The following is a 20753-nucleotide window of genomic DNA, read 5'->3' as shown; positions in this document are numbered from 1 at the left end:
GCTGGTGGGAGACGAGTGTATGCAAAGACAATCTTTACTAAAACAGACTATAAGCCGCTTATTTTTAGCGATGGCCGTACTGGCCAGTCTCAGTATTTTTTTCCTGGGCCAGGCTTACGGCCTGGCGCTGGAGCTGCTGGTTACGGTAACTGCGATAAGTATTTTGCTGCTGGCCATGTTGCTGGAGCGCTATCTGCCATGTCAGGCTAACTGGAACCACAGCCAGGGCGATCTGACGCTGGATATCAGCAGCAGTGCCGTCCTATTGGGTCTTATAGATCCGCTGCTTAAATACCTGGCACCACTGCTGGCCGTGGCGATTTATGGCGTGTTTGATCTGTTTGCCAGCTATAGTAGCCTGATGACCAATACGCCATTTTGGTTGCAACTGCTACTAGTCACCCTGCTAATTGAATTTGCCCGATACTGGCTGCACCGGCTGCATCATTCCGTCGGCTGGCTGTGGTGGTTGCATGCGATGCACCACAGCAGTAAGCGGCTGTATGCATTAAACAACTTTCGCTTTCATCCGCTGAATTATCTGCTGATGTTTATGCTCAGTACCTTTCCGTTAATGCTGCTTGGCGTGCCGGCTGAGTTGTTAGTTGGCTATCTGGCCTTAACCCTGCCGGTGATCATGCTGCAGCATGCCAATATTGATTTGCAGAGTGGTATCTTAAATTACCTGTTTAGTACTAACGAGTTACACCGCTGGCACCATTCGAGCCAGGCCCGGGAAGCGAATGCCAATTTTGGTCATGCACTCATCATTTGGGATCAGTTATTTGGTACTTTTAAATACCAGCCCAAGGGCCCTAATCTGCCAACGGCCATTGGCCTGTTTAGCCACCGCCATCAGCGCTACCCGGCACAAGCGTCATACCTGGCACAGCTGCGTTCGATGTTTTGCTGGAGGTGTTGCCGGGGTGAGCGCCGACAATAGCAAAAATGCGCTGCCACGGCTCAGCTTTTTCCCGGACATGGCGGAGTGTTAGGCCATAGCAGATATTTATTTGCCGCTGCAGTTAACAAGTAACCTGATTACGGTAATATTGCGTTAGTTATAGCAGGAGCATTTGATGGCATAGTTATGCCACAGCCATGTCGTAGTCGTGTCGCAAGGGTGTCTTAACTATGTCGTAAGTGTGACCTAACACAATAACTCCGAAGTATTGAACAATAGGGTTTTAACATTTCGGAGCACAGGTATGGAAATGAAGGTAAATCGGGATCTGATTATTAGTGAGCGCAGCGCTCGGGCATGGAGCCAACAGCAACTGGCCGATGTGGCCAGTGTCAGTTTAAGAACCATTCAGCGCATAGAAAAGTCGGGGGTATCGTCTAACGACTCACTGCAGGCGATTTGCGCCGCCTTTGACAAAGCGCCCAGCTTTTTTATCGCTGCGAACGGGCAAACTAGTTCACGCAAAGGTCTGGCTAGATTTGGTCTGGGTGTGGGGTTTGTTTTGCTAGCCAGCTTAGTCGGCTTTAACTTTTCAATGGCCTCAGCTGAGACAGTAACACTGAATGTTGATTACCGGGCAGAGCAACTGGCAACCGGTGATGTAAATGCAGCACAGCTGGATTATCTGGTCACTATTGGCAGCGATGCCGCACTAAGTTTACCCAATAATTTCATTTTGGTCATTCATCCCAAAAACACCAGTGCTGGTGTCACCCTCGACGTTACCCTGAAAAGTGCCACTGGCGAGAGCTTAATTCCAAATGACGTTGATACCACGATAACCAGAAATCTGACCGAAGGCGTGAATATTAAGTTTGAAAAAAAGGGCAGTTTATTGGTAAATATTGCGGTTAGTGCCAAATAGGCCGTCGCATCAGGCTCTTAGTCGGTCGTTGCATAGTCGTCTTACTTTGCCGTAACGCTTTCTTTAACCCGCCAATGACCCAACGCCGGGCTGCCCGTTACGTCAAAACCAAGGGCCCGCAGCCAGTCGGCCACCTGATGGTTTGAATTATGGCTAAAGCTGTATGGGTGGGGGTGAGGCACAAATGCCAGATGGCGCCCGGCGCTGTAATAAGGCACGGTGCCCGCTTGGTTAAATTGCTGCTCTAACCGGGCAATTAATGCATCTACCCGCGCCGCTTCAGCCTGAAACACCCAGGCTTTGCCAATACCCACACCTCCCCCACTTTCCAGCCACTCATCTGGCTGCTCAGCCGCCAACAACTGGCGGCCAAAGGCCGCTTTGCTGGGCAGCGACAAGGCCCGCACGCCACTGATCACGCCTTGATCATTATCCACATACCATGCCCAGTCACCATAGGCAACAGTATCGAACTGTGTTGGCCATGCGTAAGCAGCTGCACAGTGCGCGGCTCGTCAACCATAGCCGGCAGCGTTACCCGTGCCGAGCAACCGGAGAAAAACACTAGCACCAGCAACAACATAGCTATTAATATGATGGAAAAGCGCAAGCCTTACTCCTGCAAAAATGGGCGTCTACACGCCCTAATAAAATAAGCCAGCAAGATGCTGGCTTATTGTGCTTTATAATATAGCGGCTGTTACTTTGGTTGAGCGATTTTCAATATCTCGGTTAAGCCAGCTACAGCGCCACCGATATTGGCCAGCTCGGCGGGCACTATCATAGTGTTATTCACTTTGGCCAGGTTTCCGAACTCTTTCACATATTGCTCGGCAACCCGCAAGCTAACTGCTTCAGAGCCACCAGGCTGATTAATAGCAGTAGCGATCTGGCGGATACCTTCAGCAGTAGCAATGGCAACCAGCTCGATTTCGCGGGCGCGACCTTCAGCTTCGTTGATTTGCCGCATCTTGTCACCTTCTGACAAGTTAATCACTTCCTGCTTCTGACCTTCAGACACGTTAATCATTGCCTGACGTTCACCTTCTGACTTGGCAATGGCAGCACGACGCTCACGCTCAGCGCGCATTTGCTGCTCTAACGCATCTTTAATACTCATGGGCAGTTCAATGTCAGAAATTTCATAACGAAGCACCTTAACCCCCCAGGGGGCGGCGGCTTCGTCCAGTGCTTTTACCACTTCTTCGTTAATTTTTGCCCGCTCTTCAAAGGTTTTATCCAAATCAGTCTGGCCAATAACCGAACGCATAGTGGTTTGCGCTAGCTGTGATGCAGCGTAGCGGTAATCGCTGATACCATAGCTGGCTTTGTGTGGGTCAACCACTTGCAGGTATAACACACCGTCAATGCCAACCTGAATATTGTCTCTGGTCACACAGGTCTGGCGGGTCACGTCAATGACTTCTTCTTTTAAGGTGTGGATATAGGCCACTTTATCAATAAAAGGGATCAGGATGTGAAAACCTGAATCCAGTGTGCGCGAATACTTACCCAGCCGTTCTATCACAAAGTTACTTTTTTGCGGCACGATACGTGCGGTTTTGACGATGGTAATTACCACCGCGATAGCAAAACCAAAGGTTAGAATGGTTTGGATACTGATTTCTTCCATTAGCTGTTCTCCATAAATAAACGATTAAAGCGGTTTAGTCGCTGATACGGTCAGGTGAATGCCTTCATTGGCAATTACCCAGGCCACATCGCCGGTTTTAAGTAGATCCGCTGATTGCGCATCCCATTGAACGCCATTTAGCAACACCCGCCCGGTGCCCTGATGAAAATCTGCAATTACAGTGACTCTGTTGCCGATATCTTTACTCAGCTGGCTGGGTTGCTCAGTGCTGTCGGCAGTATAACCGACAAACCAGCGTTTAAAGCGGCCGCGGGCGCTAAACAGCAATAACAGGCTGACCACACCAAAAATAGTGTATTGGGCACTGGCTGATTCTATCCAGCCTAACTGCAATAGAATACCGACCACTATTGCCGCCAACCCTAAAAATACTGCCACTATGCTGGTGGCCATCAATTCAGATAAAATCAGGATTACCCCGATAATGATCCAAATGGTTGCTGCACTCATCCTTTGCTACTCCCTGATTAAACTTGCGTGAACAGTACCTGATGATAGTAAAAATGGTCAATCAATTAAATAATTTACTAGTACGAACTTTATAATGATTTGTAAATAAGTATGTCAATTAAGCACGCTAAACCTCTGTGACTTGGTTATTGAGCGCCGGGCTAGCGCTTGAGCAATTGCCCATCTAAAGACTGCAGAAAACTCAGCACGGTTTCACTGACCTGATGGTAAAAAGACACATCGACTTTATCTGCCGTATCGCGAGGGGTGTGGTAATCAGGATGATCGGCCACGCCAAAATAGATAAAAGGTACGCCTTGCTGATGAAACACACCATGATCTGAACTTAGCGTCCAGTTTTGCGTGCGTCCGGCTTTGTACCAAGGCCTGTCGTGCGCCATCATCAGTTTAACTGTGCTTTGTTGTTGTACTTGTGCAATCAGCGGCGCCAGCCACGGATGCTGATAAGTGCCCACCGCAAACAGCTGTTGCCCGGTGTCGCGACTGAGCATATCAATATTGATATTAAACGCCAGCTCTGAGGCTTTTAACATCTGATGTTTAAACAATGCCATAGCGCCCTGTAAGCCTTTTTCTTCACTGTCCAGTGCAATAAACAACACCGGGTGTTGCAGCGGCTGCTCTTTAAGATAACGTGCCAACTCTAATAAGGTGGCGACGCCCGAGGCATTGTCATCCGCGCCATAAAAAATGTTATCGCCATGCATACCCAGATGATCATAATGGGCCGTGATCACGATAGGCGCTAAACCTGCCACTGTACCTGGCACCAGACCCAGCACGTTTGCCGCATCATCCACCGCCGGAATTTGCGCATTTCTGCCGCGCAATAAGCGGCTAAACTGATAATGCTCTGGCACACGGTATGGCTGCAAGTAGCCCTCGCTGCCGGCCGGTTGCAGGCCAATCTCGCTATATTGCTGTACCAGCCAGGCCCGGGCAGCCAGGCCACCTGCTGTGCCCGGGGCACGTCCTTGCCTGTCAGCATGCGCCAACCAGCGTAAATCGTCCATCATCCGTTGAATATCCAACCTTGTCGGCATGGTATCTGCCAACTGCTGCGGCGTAATAGCCGCAATACGGGCCGTTTCTTTTTGGGTTAAATGGGTCAACAGTGCCGGCCACAACAGCGTATAACCGAGAATAGATAACAACAGGAGTGCGGCGAAGATCGCCAGCCAGGTACGTTTTACAATAGACATCACTTCAATTCCTTATTCTTCTCTGGCTATCATACCTTTAGCCTGTGCTGCTGTAACCTGTTGCTGCTTGCTTCTTTACTAAACCACTATACTTTTACAAAACGATTAGACTTCACTAAGCCACCTGACAGAGCCAACGCACTTTCAGGCAAAAAAAGACGCACTGTCATGCTAAGCAGTGCGCCAAAGTCGTGCTCAGGGATCGATCGGGCTTACATGTTGTGTTGTTGACTGCTATGCAGCTGGCTATTGACTAAATCGTATTGCACCATGGCCGGAAGCCGTTGCTGAATAGCGGTTTCTAACTGTTCTAACTGCTGCAATTGCTGACACAGGGCATCGCCACGCTGCTCCAGCAAATCCGCTTTGGCGGTCATACTTTGCTCCAGTTGCTCGCCGAACTGCTCCATGCGCTGACCAAAGGCATCCATGCGTTGCTCAAAATCACCGCTACCGCCCATCATGGCTTTACCCAGTTGCCATAAAATACTGCCCATAGATTCTTGCACCAGCTGCTCGATGGCGGCTGCGAATTCCGGGCCAAACGCCTTATCCAGTTGCTGCAGCTGACTGCCCCTGATTTCCAGCTGCTCACCACGGCGGACTATGATGGTATCCGTACTGTTTTGAATGTTTTGCAACACCTGCTGCATCGGCTTATTTTTGCTCAGGGGTTTACCGGTTAGCTCAGTCAGCACCTGCTCGACAGCGGTAGCCGCCAGAGCCATGGCCTCAGTCACAACATACACTGTCTCTTCTGCTTGCTGGCGTACACCCTGTTGATACTGTTGCAATAGCTTACGGGTGTCGGCATCAGTGCTCACCGGCTGGTTATCCAGCCATAACTGGCCATCGTTATTGATGCGCCATAATGGCTGATTGTTGCTCAGCAATTGCACCTGCTGCTGTTCGATCAGTAAATCGTTGTTCAGTTGCAACTGACATTGCTGGTGCGCATTAACCTGACCAGCCATTAACAGGCTGCCAATCATAAGGAGTGTTTTCATCGTTATAGTCCTTGCTGTAATAAGTGTTGTAAATAACGTTTTTAGTAGAGCAAAGTGGATGCCAACTTTTAGCTATTGATTTTTAATGGTTATTTTTATGAAGCCCTTTATGCGCTGCAGAATATTGGCAAAAAACACGACTTTTTAGTCAATTACACACTCCTCATTAATAATGTTTTATTTGGTATCAATGGTGTTTTTAATTACTTATTGGAATAACGCAGACCGATCCATTCTTTGTGCGCCATACGTTTAGACGGCTAAAATGGCCAGATTCCATCATTACAGGTGTTGTTATGCTTTTGTCTTCTTTAGTCGCTCAGGCCAGCCCACTGTCAGAGCAGCAAGTCAGTCAGCTACAGGGCTTGGTTAGTCAGCTCAATCCTATTCAGCAAGCCTGGGTAAGTGGCTATCTGGCCGCCAGCGCGCAATTAATGGGTCAGGGGCAAAGCCAGGTTCAAACCGCTGCAGTGCCGGGTGCCACCTTAACCGTGTTGTATGGCTCGCAAACCGGTAATGCCCAACACCTGGCCAAGGCTATCGGCGATGCCGCTAACGCCAAAGGTTTCAGTGTAAAAGTGCAGGACCTGGCCGAATACAAAAGCAGCCAGTTAAAGCAAGAACGCTACCTGATTATTGTTACCTCTACCTATGGTGAAGGCGAGCCACCAGAAAACGCGGTAAGTTTTCATCAGTTTTTGTTCAGTAAAAAAGCGCCGACACTGACCGGTTTAAAGTATGCCGTGTTGGGCTTAGGTGATAGCAGCTATGAGTTTTTCTGCAAAACCGCACAGGATTTTGATCTGCGCTTAGCAGAGCTCGGCGCCACGGCTATTCAGCCGCGGGCTGAGCTGGATGTTGATTACAGCGCAGAGGCCAGCGCCTGGCAAAACCGTCTGATAACTGCGCTGGAGCCAGAGCTGAGCGCCAGTGCCAGCTCTGCCCAGGTAATTGCCTGGCCAGGCAACAGTGCAACTTCGCCGGCAACGGCCGCCGCGGCCAGCAGCTACTCCAAGCAGCAGCCATTTCACGCAGAATTGTTCGCGAATCAAAAAATTACCGGCCGTGATTCCAGCAAAGATGTGCGCCATATTGAACTTTCGCTGGCGGGCTCGGGCTTGCAGTATCAACCTGGCGATGCCTTAGGGGTATATTTTCATAATGATCCGGCCTTAGTGCGCGAATTATTGCTGCTAACAGCCATCAGTGGCGATACCCCGGTGACACTGGGTGAGCAGCAACGGAGCATTCGTCAGGCGTTAACTGAGCAGTTAGAGCTTACGCAGTCGTACCCGGCCTTTGTTGATAAATATGCCAAAGCCATAGGCCACACTGAGCTGCAGGCACTGAGCCAGGATAAAACCGCGTTGCGTGACTATCTGGCACAGCGGCAAATTATAGATATAGTGCGGCAATACCCCGGCTTGCTCAGTGCCCAGCAATTGGTCGATGCGCTGCGCAAACAACAACCCCGTTTGTATTCTATTGCTTCTTCGCAAGCCGAGGTGGGTGAAGAAGTGCATCTGACCGTGGGCGTGGTGCGCTATGAAGCCCATGGCCTGCCACATTTAGGCGGCGCCTCCGGCTTTTTAACCCAACGCCTGGCCGAAGGTCAGACCGTGCAAGTCTATGTTGAACAAAATAACCATTTCCGTTTACCGGCCAATGATGACACCCCAGTGATTATGATTGGCCCCGGCACCGGCATAGCCCCGTTCAGGGCTTTTTTGCAGGAACGTGATGCCCGTGGCGCCAGCGGTAAAAACTGGTTATTTTTTGGTAACCCGCATTTTACCCAGGACTTTTTATATCAGGTAGAGCTGCAACAATACCTGAAGCAAGGCTTGCTGACTAAACTGGATGTCGCCTTTAGCCGCGATACGGCCAGCAAAGTCTACGTGCAGCATAAATTACTGCAGCAGGCGGCAACAGTATGGCAGTGGCTGGAGCAGGGAGCACACCTCTATATATGTGGCGATGGCGCTAAGATGGCCAAAGACGTCCATCAGGCCTTACTGACTATTATTCAGCAGCAAGGCTCAAAAGACCCGGCCGCAGCCCAGCAGTATCTCGATCAGTTACGGGTAGCCAAACGCTATCAGAAGGATGTGTATTAATGAGTCAGTACCCGATAAACCCAGAGTTTGTAGTCAGTGGCAAGCTGTCTGACAATGAACGCTTAAAAGCGGACAGTGAGCATTTACGTGGCACTATCAGCAGCGATTTAAAAGATGAGATCACCGGTGGCTTTAGCGGCGATAACTTTATGCTGATCCGCTTTCATGGCATGTATCAGCAAGATGACCGGGATATCCGCGCCGAGCGCGCTGCGCAAAAATTGGAGCCGCTGCACAATGTGATGCTACGGGCACGTATGCCGGGCGGCATCATCAGCCCTGTGCAATGGCTGGCTATTGATAAATTTGCCGCTGAGCAAACCATGTACGGCAGCATTCGGCTGCCCCCCCGCCAGACCTTTCAGTTTCATGGCGTGTTAAAGCCAAATATCAAGCCGATGCACCAGTTTTTACAGCAGATTGGTATTGATTCTATTGCTACCGCCGGTGATGTTAACCGTAATGTGCTTTGTACTTCTAATCCGGTAGAAAGCGAGCTGCATCAGCAGGCTTATCAGTGGGCGATAAAAATCAGCGAACACTTACTACCCAAAACCCGCGCCTATGCCGAGCTGTGGCTGGATGAGCAAAAGGTGGAAACCACTGAAACCGAACCGGTACTGGGTGAAACCTACCTGCCGCGTAAGTTTAAAACCACAGTGGTGATACCGCCGCACAATGATGTTGACGTACACGCTAATGATTTAAATTTTGTTGCCATCGCCCGGGACGGCAAGTTGATCGGCTTTAACGTGTTGGTCGGCGGCGGCCTGGCCATGACCTTTGGCGATAATGCTACCTATCCACGGCGCGCCGAAGAGCTGGGTTTTATCAGCCTGGAGCATGTACTTAAGGTCGCCGAACATGTGGTGACTGTGCAACGGGACTATGGGGACAGAGTTAACCGTAAAACCGCCAAAACCAAATACACTATCGATCGCATTGGCGTGGATAGCTTTCGCAGTGAAGTGGAAAAACGGGTTGGCGTGGCGTTTGAGCCCGTGCGGCCTTACGAGTTTACCAGCCGCGGCGATCGCTTTGGCTGGGTAGAAGGTATCGACGGCAAACACCATTTAACACTCTTTATTGAAAACGGCCGCATCTTAGATTTCCCGGGCAAGCCACTTAAAACTGGCTTAGCCGAAATTGCCAAAGTGCATCAGGGCGATTTGCGCATGACCGCCAATCAAAACCTGATTATTGCCGGTGTCCCGAGCGCGCAAAAAGCGCAAATAGAACAGCTGGCGCGCCAACATGGGTTGATAGACGACAGCCACAGCGAGCAACGTAAAAACTCCATGGCGTGTGTGGCATTCCCGACCTGTCCGCTGGCTATGGCCGAAGCGGAGCGTTATTTACCCGAGCTGGTGACCAAGGTTGAAGGCTTACTGAGCAAAAACGGCGTAACGGACGATCATATCGTACTGCGGGTGACCGGCTGCCCCAACGGCTGTGGCCGGGCCATGCTGGCGGAAGTCGGCTTAGTAGGGCGGGCCCTGGGTAAATACAATGTCTATCTGGGTGGTAACCGGGTGGGTACCCGCATTCCTAAGCTGTATCTGGACAACGTTGGCGAAGCACAAATCCTCACCGAGCTTGATAAGCTGATTGGTCTGTGGGCCAGCGACCGCCTCAGCGGTGAGTGTTTTGGTGACTTTGTGATCCGCGCCAACATAGTGGCGGAAGTAAAAGAGTCTAAAACCGACTTTCATGCATAAGCATTTGGCTAACAGATCACAGCAGGTAACAGATGATTGATGTTATAAACGATTATCGGCAAATACTCAGCCAGCCTGCAGCAGTGCAGCAGGCCTGGCTCAGAGACATCAATGCCACACTGGCTCCGCTTGATGCCGAACAGCGGGTTCAATGGGCGCTGAAGCATTTGCCGCTTAACCCCATGCTGAGTTCCAGCTTTGGTATTCAGGCTGCCGTGATGCTGCACCTGGTTAGCCGGCAGCGGCCACAGATCCCGGTGGTGTTAACGGATACAGGCTATTTGTTCCCTGAAACCTATCAGTTTATTGATCAATTAACCAAACAACTGGATTTGAATTTGCAGGTGTACCGGGCGCTACTAAGCCCGCAATGGCAGGAAGCCCGCTATGGCCAGTTGTGGCACAGCGCTGAGGGAATTAAACAATACAACCAGCTGAATAAGGTAGAGCCCATGCAGCGTGCCCTGCGCGAACTGAATGTCGGCAGCTGGTTTACCGGCCTGCGCCGCAGCCAGAGCAGTACCCGCGCCGCTAAAGACATTGTTGAGATCAGTCGTGGCGTGGTGAAAATTCAGCCGATTATCGACTGGACTAACAAAGAGGTGTTTTATTATCTGAAAGAGCACCAGCTACCTTATCACCCGCTGTGGGAGCAGGGTTATTTGTCGGTGGGCGATACCCATTCCACCAGCAAATTTGAACCCGGTATGTCAGAACAAGACACCCGCTTTAACGGCTTTGGCCGCGAATGCGGCCTGCATGTTGATGGTGATGGTATTTAAAAACTCAGCATTTCGCTGTATGTCACCACAATTATTTTTAGTGACCATGCCCGTTTTCATAAAACTATGCCATAGTTAGGCGGAGGTTATGGGATAGATGATAGAGGTGGTTGTTGTTACACAGAGTGTTAACTTTGCTGTTGCTACTAGGCTGGGTGTTGCCGGCCGTGGCGCAACAACGCCTGAACATTTATACCGAACATTTCCCGCCCTACAATTTTTTAAAAGAAAATCAAATTGTTGGCATTAATACCGAATTAGTAAAACAAGCCTGCGCCGAGCTGAACCTCGATTGCCATTTTCAGGTGCTGCCCTGGCTGCGTGCCTATGAATATGCGCTAAAAGATCCGCAAGGCGCTATTTACTCCACATCACGCCACCCTATGAGAGAAGGGTTATTTCAGTGGGTAGGGCCTCTGGCATCAGCAAAAACGTTTTTATATCGCTTAAAAAGCCGACCAGAAATCGCACCAGAAAATTTAGAACAGGTAAAAAACTTTAGCGTTGCCGTAGCACGCGGAGATATTTATGAGTTGTACTTTTTAGAACAAGGTTTTGTACACGGTAAAAACTTGTTAGATTTTTCCTCTAAAGCGGAATCCGTACCCCTTCTTTTACAACAAAAAGTAGACTTAATCATTGGCTCTGACCAGGTTATCCCTGTTTGGCTGGCGAAATATGGCTCCTCAGCAGATCTTGTCGTCCCGGTATTAGCTTTATCAGATTTAGGAGCAAATTATCTAGCCTTGAACCCTGCCATTTCTGCTGATTTAGTAAAGCAGCTGCAGGCATCCATCAACGCTCAAATGCACAGCGAACAGCTGCAGCAGATTATACAACGTTACAGTGTCAGCTCTGACTAACGCTGAGTTGATGTAAGAATGCTGTCACCTAACCCTGCTAGCCTGCTAGCCTGCTATTAAAACCATTGCTTTTTACAGGTAACGCTTGAGAAAGGCGGCTACTGACCTCATCTCAAATCTGTGCTCAGCATATGCCTGGCAGTTCTAATCAATAAATGCGATTAGCTTAATAGTTTTTATTCGTTTTGAATGAGGCCATTTTATCTGTACTATGGCCTCAGTTGAAACGGAAACCGTTTTATTAACCTAAAGGAGCAAGACTATGTCTTCTATTATCAATACTAAAATTAAGCCATTTAAAGCCACTGCATTTCACCAAGGCAAATTTGTTCCGGTAACTGATCAGGATTTAGCCGGCAAGTGGTCAGTAGTGGTATTCTACCCAGCTGACTTCACCTTCGTTTGCCCTACTGAATTAGGCGATCTGGCTGACTTTTATGCTAAGTTCCAGGAAATCGGTGTAGAAGTGTACTCAGTATCTACTGACACTCACTTCACCCACAAAGCGTGGCATGATGCATCTGAAACCATCAAAAAAATCACTTACCCAATGATCGGCGACCCGACTGGCGCCATTACCCGTAACTTTGGTGTGATGATTGAAGAAGAAGGTTTAGCACTGCGTGGTACTTTTGTGATTAACCCACAAGGCGAAATCAAAGTTGCTGAAATTCATGATCTGGGTATCGGCCGCTCTGCTGCAGAACTGTTCCGTAAAGTACAGGCTGCACAATATGTAGCAAACCATGACGGCGAAGTGTGCCCGGCCAAATGGACCCCAGGTGAAGCGACATTAGCGCCTTCACTGGACCTGGTTGGTAAAATCTAAGCAGTGCCACATCCTGCAGTTTACTGCAGCGGAACCTGACTACAGCCCTCTAAAAGAAGCTGTAGTTCAGCTTCCCTCTGCCAAACACGGTTTGGTACCCGGGTAGGTATTGCCTGCCCGGTTTATCCCAACGCTGAATATTGACAGTCTGTATTACAGGCTGAGGCTTTTTGACGCTGATTTTTTAATCGTCTTATATTTACCCAGACCAATTTCCGGGAGTTTTTATGTTAGATACTAACCTTAAGCAACAATTACAAACCTATCTGCAGAACCTGAAAACCGAGGTAGAGCTGGTGGTATCTTTAGACGATAGCGCCAAATCCAACGAAGTGTCACAACTGGCCAATGACATTGCCGGTTTATCAACGTTAGTCTCGTTACGTCGTGACGATACCGCTATGGCACGCAAACCGGCTATGCTGGTACGCTCGGTAGCTAAAGATACGCATATTACTTTTGCTGGCGTGCCCCTGGGCCATGAATTTACCTCTTTAGTGCTGGCGCTGTTGCACTCTGGCGGCCATCCGATAAAGGTGGAAGCCGATATTATTGAACAAATTCGTCAGTTACCCGGCAAGTTTGCCTTTGAAACCTATATTTCGCTGAGCTGCCAAACCTGTCCTGAAGTGGTGCAGGCGCTGAATATTATGTCTGCCATTAACCCCAACATTACTAACGTGATGATTGATGGCGCTATGTTCCAGCAAGAAGTAACCGATCGCAATGTGATGGCAGTACCTTCCGTATTTTTAAATGGCGATTTGTTTTCACAGGGCGCTATAACGCTGGAAAAAATCATCCAGAAAATTGATGTTAATGCCGAAAAACGCCAGGCCGAGGCACTGAAAAACAAAGCCGATTTTGACGTACTGGTAGTGGGTGGTGGCCCGGCGGGTGGTTCTGCCGCTGTCTATGCGGCTCGTAAGGGCCTAAATACCGGCATTTTAGCTGAGCGTTTTGGTGGCCAGGTCGCCGATACCGTGGGTATTGAAAACTTTATCTCGGTAAAATACACCGAAGGTCCAAAATTGGTCAATGCGCTTGAAGCCCATGTACGTGAATACGACGTGGATATTATGAACAACCAACGTGCAGTAAAGCTGAGCAAGGGCGATAAGGTTGAACTTGAACTGGCAAACGGCGCCGTATTAAAAAGCAAAACCCTGATCCTGGCCCCGGGCGCACGCTGGCGCGAAATGAACGTACCGGGCGAGCAGCAATACCGTGGTAAAGGCGTGGCTTACTGCCCGCACTGTGATGGCCCCTTATTTAAGGGCAAAAAAGTCGCGGTTATTGGCGGTGGTAACTCAGGTATTGAAGCGGCCATCGATTTAGCAGGTATTGTCGAACATGTGACAGTTTTGGAATTTGCTGCCACGCTGCGTGCTGATGCGGTACTGGTGAAAAAAGCCAATTCAATGGGTAACATTACCATTATTACTGAAGCACAAAGTACCGAAGTGACCGGCGATGGCAACAGAGTCAATGGCATTAATTATACCGACCGTAAAACCGGTGAATCACATCATGTCGAACTGGCGGGTATTTTTGTGCAAATTGGTCTGGTACCCAATACCGAATGGTTACGCGGCGCACTGGAATTATCACCGCGCGGTGAAATTATTGTCGATGAGCGCGGCCAAACCTCTGTACCGGGCGTGTTTGCCGCCGGGGATGCCACCACTGTGCCCTACAAGCAAATTATTATTGCCATGGGTTCAGGAGCCCATGCCTCACTGGGTGCCTTTGATTATTTAATCCGTCACTAAGCAATACTTTTTAGCTTCCCGGGATACCTCTCTCATCCCTCTTTGCGGCAACCTTGGTTGCCGCTTTTTTTACTGATATTTTTCTAATTTTAAAACAAAAATACCTTTTTAGGTAAATGTTGTCGGATATATTTACACTCATTAACAGATGCCAATATAAGCATATGTTTTTAATGGATTATTTAAATGGCACGTATTGTGCTTAATTTTTAAAACCTGCGATTTTTTACAAAATTTCAGCATGATAACTTATATCAGGAGAACACAATAATGAACAGCAAGATGCTAACCAGCGGCTTACTGGCGTTAAGTTGTGGCTTATTCAGCCTCAATGCGTCAGCGGCCATCATTACCCTTGAGAGCGACTATGTACGAGCGGTGATTACTGACCTTGGTGTACTAAGCTCATTGCGTTATGATCCAACACAAAGCGGTACTTTTAATCCCAATACTGACTATATCTCTCCGGGCACACCTTTCGAGGGTTTTGGTGTTCGTGTCGGCACCAGCTCCAGTTTAATGAATAGTAACAGTGGCGGCATGCAAATTTCTGGCGTCACCTCATCGTCTGCCGCGGCTACGCATGCAGCGGTGTGGAATGGTGGTAACAGCCTGTACAGCATTGAACATCTGTTTTTCTTTAACAACGGTGAGCAGCGCGTGAATATCCGCACCACTATCACCGCCTTAATCGATCTGACCAATGTGCGTATTTCACGCGCTGTTGACCCTGATCCGGATGTTGGTACTCATGGTACCTTTGATACCAATAACCAGCGCGGTATTGCACCTACTGTTCCAATGGAAGACTTTGTTGGCTCTGTTGGTGCAGTATCAGGCTTGCCACTGGGGTTATTTTACAGTGGTCCTATTACCCACAACACCGGCATAGTAACCAGCTGCTGCAACGTTACTGATCCAGATGTGTATTTAGCCGGCGGAAATGCTGGTAACAATACTACGGCAGATCACGGTATAGGTATTGGTTTTAATTTAGGTGATTTAATGGCAGGCCAATCAACAACCTGGACTTATGCCTATGTTATGGGTGGCTCTTTACGTACTATTGATATTCCGACAGATCCTAATCCTATTCCAGTACCCGCCAGTATTATGCTGATGCTTGCCGGTATGGCCGGATTAGTGCGCTATCGTCGTAAGTAATAAACACTGCTGTTATTACCGCAATCACTTCACTGTGGTTGCGGTTTTCTTTTTCTGCTTAAGCTCTAAGCTATATAACTTGCCATGTTAATTCCTTTTAGTTATATGTGAGTGTGATTAACTATTTCATTTAAGCCATACAGACGGCTATGCTGCAGCGCTATACCGACACTTTTTGATCGGACTCAGGAGCGGCAGTGCAATATTTACCCTTATTTGTAAAGTTAACCGATAAAGCGGTGCTGATAGTTGGCGGCGGTTCGGTCGCGCTGCGCAAAGCGGGGACCTTACTCAGTGCCGGCGCTAGACTGACCGTTGTCGCGCCAGACTTTGCCACAGAGTTTTTACAATGGCAGCAGCAAGGTAAAGCCGAGCTCATCCAGGGCTACTTTCAACCTGCACTACTCGATGGCAAGTTGCTGGTGATTGCCGCCACCGACAATGATCTGGTTAATGCCCAGGTATACGATGCAGCCAGCGCCCGCAACATGCTGGTGAATACCGTGGACGACCAACCCAAGTGCGGTTTTATTTTTCCATCGATTATTGATCGCAGCCCTATTGTTATCGCCATTTCCAGCTTTGGTACTGCACCTGTGCTGGCCAGACGGTTACGCGAAAAACTGGAAGCCTTGCTACCCCAGCATCTGGGCCCGCTGGCTGAATTGGTTGGCCGCTTTCGGGACAACGTCAAAGCTAAAATCACTGGCTTTGCCGCGCGCCGGCAATTCTGGGAGACCGTATTTAACTCTGATGTAGTGCGTGATGTGCAGGCGAACCGGCTGCCGCAGGCCGAGCAAAAATTAACAGCCTTATTAGCCGAGCCACAATCTCTGGCCGGTGAAGTCTATATAGTGGGCACCGGCCCGGGCGATCCGGAGCTGTTAACGCTAAAAGCCTTACAGCTAATGCAACAGGCCGATGTAGTGGTGTACGACTATCTGGTATCGCCAGAGATTATGGAGCTGGTGCGCCGCGATGCTGAGCGCCTTTGTGTCGGTAAAAAAGCCGGCGCCCATTCGGTAGCGCAACAGGATACCAATCAATTACTGATTGATTTAGCGCTGAGCGGTAAAAAAGTCTGCCGTTTAAAAGGCGGCGACCCTTTTATTTTTGGCCGTGGCGGTGAAGAAATTCAGGCGCTATTGCCGCATAACATCGCTTTTCAGGTGGTACCGGGTGTTACTGCCGCCGCAGGCTGTGCTGCCTATGCCGGCATTCCACTCACTCACCGCGATTATGCGCAAAGTGTGCAGTTTGTTACGGGCCACTGCCGGCCGGATGGCAGCGAGCCTGACTGGCACAGCATGAGCAGAACCAACCAGACGTTAGTCATTTACATGGGACTGATGAAGGCCGCCCATATTCAGCAGCAGCTGATCAGTGCCGGACGCAGTAGCGCCGTGCCGGTGGCGATCATTGAAAACGGCACCCGGCGCGAACAGCGCATCATTACTGGCACCCTGTCGCAGCTGGCTGATTTAGTGACCCAGCATGATGTCAGCTCACCGGCGTTACTGGTGATAGGTGAGGTGGTGTCACTACAACAGGATTTACATTGGTTTGGCCAACGCGCGCAAGCGGCGGTATTTGCCCAACCCCTAACCCATATTGCCTGAGGATAACCCATGTCAGAACGAGACAGCGCCTTATCACATTTACAGCAGCTTGAAGCCGAAAGTATTCATATTTTCCGGGAAGTGGCCGCCGAATTCAAAAAACCGGTAATGCTGTATTCAATAGGGAAAGATTCTTCGGTACTGCTGCATCTGGCGCGCAAAGCTTTTGCGCCCGGTAAGATCCCTTTTCCGCTGCTGCATGTCGATACAAACTGGAAATTCCGCGAAATGATTGAGTTTCGGGACCGCTTAGCCAAAGACTACCAGTTTGACTTGCTGGTGCATAAAAACCCGGAAGGCCTGGCGATGAACATTAATCCCTTTGTGCATGGCAGCGCTAAACACACCGATATTATGAAAACCCAGGGCTTAAAGCAGGCGCTGAACCAATACGGTTTTGATGCCGCCTTTGGCGGTGCCAGGCGTGATGAAGAAAAATCCCGTGCCAAAGAGCGGGTGTACTCATTTCGCGATAAACACCATCGCTGGGATCCGAAAAACCAACGGCCAGAATTATGGAACCTGTACAACGGCGCCATCAATGAAGGTGAAAGCATCCGGGTATTTCCGCTGTCAAACTGGACCGAGCTGGATATCTGGCTTTATATCCTGCAGGAAAATATCGACATAGTGCCACTTTATCTGGCCAAGCCCCGCCCTGTGGTGGAGCGCAACGGCAGCTTAATTATGGTGGATGACCAACGTATGCCGTTAGAGCCCGGCGAAATACCACAGCTTAAGTCGGTACGGTTTCGTACCCTTGGCTGTTACCCGCTGACCGGCGCCATTGAGTCAACAGCTGATACGCTGGAAAGCATAGTAGAAGAAATGCTGCGGGCCCGCACCTCAGAGCGGCAAGGCAGAGTGATTGATCAGGATCAGTCCGGTATGGAACTGAAAAAACGCGAGGGCTACTTCTGATGTCAGTAATTCCTTTACACCCTGTGACCTCGTTAAACGAGCAACTGAACCAGCTGGGTATTCGCGGCTATTTACAGCAGCACCAGGATAAAGGCCTGCTCAGGGTATTAACCTGTGGCAGTGTCGATGATGGTAAAAGCACCTTAATTGGCCGTTTATTACATGACAGCCAACAGCTGTACGATGATCAGCTGGATGCGCTAAAGCGTGATCATAAAGGTCGCAACAGCGACGGTGAGCTGGAGCTGGCGATGCTGGTTGACGGCTTACAAGCCGAGCGCGAGCAAGGTATTACCATAGATGTGGCTTACCGTTATTTTTCTACCACCGAGCGTAAGTTTATTTTGGCCGACACCCCCGGCCATGAGCAATACACTCGTAATATGGCCACCGGTGCTTCAACCTCAGATGTCGCCATTTTACTTATCGACGCGCGTTACGGTGTGCAAACGCAAACCCGTCGTCACAGTTTTATTTGCTCCTTGCTAGGCATTAAGCATTTAATTGTTGCCGTCAATAAAATGGACATTGTTGACTACAGCGAGCAGCGTTTTAACGACATTAAACAAGATGTGCAGCAGTTAATGGCGCAATTAAAAGTGCCCACTGTTGATATAGTGCCGATCAGTGCGTTAAAGGGTGAAAACATTTTAACCCTGGCCAAGACTATGCCTTGGTATCAGGGCACTGCCTTACTACCCTTACTGGAAACCCTGCCAATACCCCAGCGCGGCGGAGCCGGCAGCCGTTTTCCGGTGCAATATGTCAATCGGCCTGATTTAAACTTTCGTGGCTTTGCCGGCACAGTGCAAAGTGGCCGCTTTGCCGTCGGTCAGACGGTTACCGCCTATCCATCCGGGAAGAAAAGTACCATTAAGCAAATTGTTACCTTCGCCGGTGAACAGAGTGCCGCCAGCGCCGGCCAGGCCGTGACGCTGACTTTGCAGCATGAAATTGATATCAGTCGCGGTGACTGGCTGGTGCCCTCAGATGAAAGCGTCAGCTTGAGTAACCGCGCGCTGGCCTATCTGGTGTGGTTTAATGAGCAACCGCTGCAAACCGGCCGCTTGTATGATATTAAACTGGCCACCCGTAAAAGCACAGTGAGCATTAACCAGCTGAACCACAAGGTCAATGTAAATACGCTAAGCGAAGAAACCGCTGAGCAGGTTAGCATGAATGACATTGCCCTGGTCGAGCTGGAGCTTACTGAAACCCTGCCACTGGATACCTTTACCAACCAGCCTGGCACCGGTAATTTTATTCTGGTTGATCGCTTAAGCAACGCCACTGTGGCCGCAGGTTTAATTCAAACCGTGCTGGCAGAGGAGCAGGCCGGGCGCACCGATATCAGTGCCTTTGAGCTGGAATTAAATGCGCTGATCCGCAAACATTTCCCGCACTGGGGCAGCCGCGATGTACGCGAGCTGTTTAAGGCTGGCCATTAATGAGCTATCAGCAGTATGGCGTAGTACTGCTGCTGTTGCTGCTGGTGAGCGGGCTGATCTTAAGCAAGCGCTCACCGGCGCTGTGGTTTGGCGGCGCCTTGTTAGTCAGTTACCTTATTGGCTGGTTACCACTGGAAAAAGCGCTGCAAAACTTTGCCAATCCATCACTGATCACCTTGCTATTGTTGCTAATGGTGTCTATTGCCATTGAAAAATCGCACTTGGTTAGCTGGCTTAGCCGCGGCTTTGCGGGCAGCAGTTTAACCAGTGTTATTACCCGCTTAAGCTTGTCCAGCGCACTGATGTCGGCCTTTATCAATAATACGGCGGTGGTGTCTACCCTGATGTCATCACTGCGCCATCATCAACATTTTGCCGCCTCAAAACTGCTGTTGCCGCTGTCATACAGTGCCATTTTAGGGGGCATGCTGACCCTGATTGGTACCTCCACCAATCTTATCGTCAATGGCTTTGTTGAACAAAGCGGCGAGCCGCTGCTGGGCTTTTTTGACTTTACCCTGCTAGGCGCTCTGGTGCTGATTGCCGGTATAGGTGTATTGGTGGTGGGCGCCCGTTGGTTACCCTCTTATCGCGACAGTGACAGTAAGGTAACGCCCTATTATCTTAGCGCCCATGTGCGTACTGATAGTCAGTTAATTGGCAAAACGGTAGAGCACAATAAATTGCGTGAATTACAGGCGTTGTTTTTAGCTGAAATTCAGCGGGGTAGCGCCCGCTTATGCCCGGTCACTCCCGATACCCTGATTGCCGCCGGGGATGAGCTGCGTTTTGTCGGTGATATTAACGCCGTACAACGCTTGCAGCAGTTTCCGGGGTTAGAGCTGTTGCAGCAAGATCAACAACAAGGTGAGTTGCTTGAAGCCGTCATTAGCTACAGCTCGCGCCTGGTCGGTAAAAGCCTGAAACAACTTAAGTTTCGACACGAGTATGATGCCGTAGTGATAGCCGTTCGCCGTGGCCATGAACGACTGCAGGGTGGCCTGGGTGATCTGGTGCTGCATGCCGGCGATGTGTTAATTCTGTCGGTAGGAAAACAGTTTCCGGGCCAGCACCAGTTGGCTGAAGAGTTTATTTACGTTAATGGCCTGGCTATTGCCACGCCCTTGTCCACGCGCCGCAGCCATTGGGTGCTGCTGGGCTTTATAGCAGCGCTTACCTTATCCATATTCGAGTTAGTGCCGCTGATAAAAAGCTTACCCTTGTTGTTGCTGGCCTATGTTGCCACAGGCACGCTTACGGTGAAGGAGCTGAAGAACCGTTTTCCGCTGGAACTGTGGCTGATCGTCGGCTCGGCCATTGGTCTGGCACAACTGATGATCCAAACCGGCGTCGCCGC

19 protein-coding genes are annotated in these 20753 nt (G+C 49.7%); 13 read left to right on the top strand and 6 right to left on the bottom strand.

The window, feature by feature from the left end; all coding sequences use genetic code 11:
* The first annotated feature begins 19 nt into the window (after window positions 1-19).
* Both V7D78_RS10435 and V7D78_RS10430 read left to right on the top strand, forming a co-directional pair.
* Window positions 20-943 carry a sterol desaturase family protein gene (locus V7D78_RS10435; protein WP_333608391.1) on the top strand — a complete coding sequence of 308 codons (924 nt, stop codon included), beginning with the start codon at window positions 20-22 and terminating at the stop codon, window positions 941-943.
* 265 nt (window positions 944-1208) lie between these two features.
* Window positions 1209-1829: a helix-turn-helix transcriptional regulator gene (locus V7D78_RS10430; RefSeq protein WP_333608390.1), complete on the top strand. Its 621-nt coding sequence runs from the start codon at window positions 1209-1211 to the stop codon at window positions 1827-1829.
* Window positions 1830-1870: 41 nt separating this feature from the next.
* Here V7D78_RS10430 and V7D78_RS10425 read toward each other — a convergent pair whose 3' ends face one another.
* The 6 genes from V7D78_RS10425 to V7D78_RS10400 form a co-directional block, all read right to left on the bottom strand.
* Window positions 1871-2266, bottom strand: coding sequence for a hypothetical protein (locus V7D78_RS10425; RefSeq protein ID WP_333608389.1), 396 nt, complete (start codon window positions 2264-2266; stop codon window positions 1871-1873).
* Entirely contained in the window at window positions 2245-2439 is a 195-nt protein-coding gene (locus V7D78_RS10420; protein WP_333608388.1) for a hypothetical protein, read from the bottom strand. Before V7D78_RS10420 ends, V7D78_RS10425 begins: the two co-directional genes overlap by 22 nt.
* Window positions 2440-2529: 90 nt before the next feature.
* Complete coding sequence (locus V7D78_RS10415; protein WP_333608387.1) at window positions 2530-3462, bottom strand: SPFH domain-containing protein; 933 nt, start codon at window positions 3460-3462, stop codon at window positions 2530-2532.
* A gap of 24 nt (window positions 3463-3486) precedes the next feature.
* Complete coding sequence (locus V7D78_RS10410) at window positions 3487-3933, bottom strand: NfeD family protein (RefSeq protein WP_333608386.1); 447 nt, start codon at window positions 3931-3933, stop codon at window positions 3487-3489.
* A gap of 161 nt (window positions 3934-4094) precedes the next feature.
* Entirely contained in the window at window positions 4095-5156 is a 1062-nt protein-coding gene (locus tag V7D78_RS10405) for a M20/M25/M40 family metallo-hydrolase (protein WP_333608385.1), read from the bottom strand.
* A gap of 212 nt (window positions 5157-5368) precedes the next feature.
* Complete coding sequence (locus tag V7D78_RS10400) at window positions 5369-6163, bottom strand: DUF2884 family protein (protein ID WP_333608384.1); 795 nt, start codon at window positions 6161-6163, stop codon at window positions 5369-5371.
* A 296-nt stretch (window positions 6164-6459) separates the two neighbouring features.
* Here V7D78_RS10400 and V7D78_RS10395 point away from each other — a divergent pair, with 296 nt between their 5' ends.
* The 11 genes from V7D78_RS10395 to V7D78_RS10345 form a co-directional block, all read left to right on the top strand.
* Window positions 6460-8280, top strand: coding sequence for an assimilatory sulfite reductase (NADPH) flavoprotein subunit (locus V7D78_RS10395; protein WP_333608383.1), 1821 nt, complete (start codon window positions 6460-6462; stop codon window positions 8278-8280).
* A complete protein-coding gene (gene cysI / locus V7D78_RS10390) occupies window positions 8280-9998 on the top strand; it encodes an assimilatory sulfite reductase (NADPH) hemoprotein subunit (RefSeq protein WP_333608382.1) in 1719 nt (572 codons plus the stop codon). The genes V7D78_RS10395 and cysI overlap by 1 nt, the downstream gene beginning before the upstream one ends.
* A 32-nt stretch (window positions 9999-10030) precedes the next feature.
* Window positions 10031-10780 carry a phosphoadenylyl-sulfate reductase gene (locus tag V7D78_RS10385; RefSeq protein ID WP_333608381.1) on the top strand — a complete coding sequence of 250 codons (750 nt, stop codon included), beginning with the start codon at window positions 10031-10033 and terminating at the stop codon, window positions 10778-10780.
* Window positions 10781-10893: 113 nt separating this feature from the next.
* A complete protein-coding gene (locus tag V7D78_RS10380; RefSeq protein ID WP_333608380.1) occupies window positions 10894-11643 on the top strand; it encodes a substrate-binding periplasmic protein in 750 nt (249 codons plus the stop codon).
* Between the two features lie 262 nt (window positions 11644-11905).
* Window positions 11906-12472: an alkyl hydroperoxide reductase subunit C gene (gene ahpC, locus V7D78_RS10375; RefSeq protein ID WP_333608379.1), complete on the top strand. Its 567-nt coding sequence runs from the start codon at window positions 11906-11908 to the stop codon at window positions 12470-12472.
* Window positions 12473-12699: 227 nt separating this feature from the next.
* Window positions 12700-14244, top strand: a complete 1545-nt coding sequence (gene ahpF / locus V7D78_RS10370) for an alkyl hydroperoxide reductase subunit F (protein ID WP_333608378.1) — start codon at window positions 12700-12702, stop codon at window positions 14242-14244.
* Between the two features lie 270 nt (window positions 14245-14514).
* Window positions 14515-15408, top strand: a complete 894-nt coding sequence (locus V7D78_RS10365) for a hypothetical protein (RefSeq protein WP_333608377.1) — start codon at window positions 14515-14517, stop codon at window positions 15406-15408.
* Window positions 15409-15605: 197 nt separating this feature from the next.
* Complete coding sequence (cysG, locus tag V7D78_RS10360; RefSeq protein ID WP_333608376.1) at window positions 15606-17027, top strand: siroheme synthase CysG; 1422 nt, start codon at window positions 15606-15608, stop codon at window positions 17025-17027.
* A 9-nt stretch (window positions 17028-17036) separates the two neighbouring features.
* On the top strand, window positions 17037-17948 hold the full coding sequence (gene cysD, locus V7D78_RS10355; RefSeq protein WP_333608375.1) for a sulfate adenylyltransferase subunit CysD: 912 nt from the start codon (window positions 17037-17039) through the stop codon (window positions 17946-17948).
* Window positions 17948-19396 (top strand): sulfate adenylyltransferase subunit CysN, encoded by a 1449-nt coding sequence (gene cysN, locus V7D78_RS10350; RefSeq protein ID WP_333608374.1) that lies wholly within the window; start codon window positions 17948-17950, stop codon window positions 19394-19396. The genes cysD and cysN overlap by 1 nt, the downstream gene beginning before the upstream one ends.
* A partial coding sequence (locus V7D78_RS10345; protein ID WP_333608373.1) for an SLC13 family permease occupies window positions 19396-20753 on the top strand: 1358 nt, incomplete at its 3' end. The genes cysN and V7D78_RS10345, both read left to right, overlap by 1 nt.

It is taken from the genome of Arsukibacterium sp. (genome assembly GCF_036735525.1).
Classification (GTDB): Bacteria; Pseudomonadota; Gammaproteobacteria; order Enterobacterales; family Alteromonadaceae; genus Alishewanella.
This window is presented reverse-complemented; position numbering and strand designations above follow the sequence as displayed.

Bases quoted from the DNA above. Each gene is read 5' to 3' on its own strand.
- V7D78_RS10435 (WP_333608391.1), top strand. From the start codon at position 20: ATGCAAAGACAATCTTTACTAAAACAGACTATAAGCCGCTTATTTTTA.
- V7D78_RS10430 (WP_333608390.1), top strand. From the start codon at position 1,209: ATGGAAATGAAGGTAAATCGGGATCTGATTATTAGTGAGCGCAGCGCT.
- V7D78_RS10415 (WP_333608387.1), bottom strand. From the start codon at position 3,462: ATGGAAGAAATCAGTATCCAAACCATTCTAACCTTTGGTTTTGCTATC.
- V7D78_RS10410 (WP_333608386.1), bottom strand. From the start codon at position 3,933: ATGAGTGCAGCAACCATTTGGATCATTATCGGGGTAATCCTGATTTTA.
- V7D78_RS10405 (WP_333608385.1), bottom strand. From the start codon at position 5,156: ATGTCTATTGTAAAACGTACCTGGCTGGCGATCTTCGCCGCACTCCTG.
- V7D78_RS10400 (WP_333608384.1), bottom strand. From the start codon at position 6,163: ATGAAAACACTCCTTATGATTGGCAGCCTGTTAATGGCTGGTCAGGTT.
- V7D78_RS10395 (WP_333608383.1), top strand. From the start codon at position 6,460: ATGCTTTTGTCTTCTTTAGTCGCTCAGGCCAGCCCACTGTCAGAGCAG.
- cysI (WP_333608382.1), top strand. From the start codon at position 8,280: ATGAGTCAGTACCCGATAAACCCAGAGTTTGTAGTCAGTGGCAAGCTG.
- V7D78_RS10385 (WP_333608381.1), top strand. From the start codon at position 10,031: ATGATTGATGTTATAAACGATTATCGGCAAATACTCAGCCAGCCTGCA.
- ahpC (WP_333608379.1), top strand. From the start codon at position 11,906: ATGTCTTCTATTATCAATACTAAAATTAAGCCATTTAAAGCCACTGCA.
- ahpF (WP_333608378.1), top strand. From the start codon at position 12,700: ATGTTAGATACTAACCTTAAGCAACAATTACAAACCTATCTGCAGAAC.
- V7D78_RS10365 (WP_333608377.1), top strand. From the start codon at position 14,515: ATGAACAGCAAGATGCTAACCAGCGGCTTACTGGCGTTAAGTTGTGGC.
- cysD (WP_333608375.1), top strand. From the start codon at position 17,037: ATGTCAGAACGAGACAGCGCCTTATCACATTTACAGCAGCTTGAAGCC.
- cysN (WP_333608374.1), top strand. From the start codon at position 17,948: ATGTCAGTAATTCCTTTACACCCTGTGACCTCGTTAAACGAGCAACTG.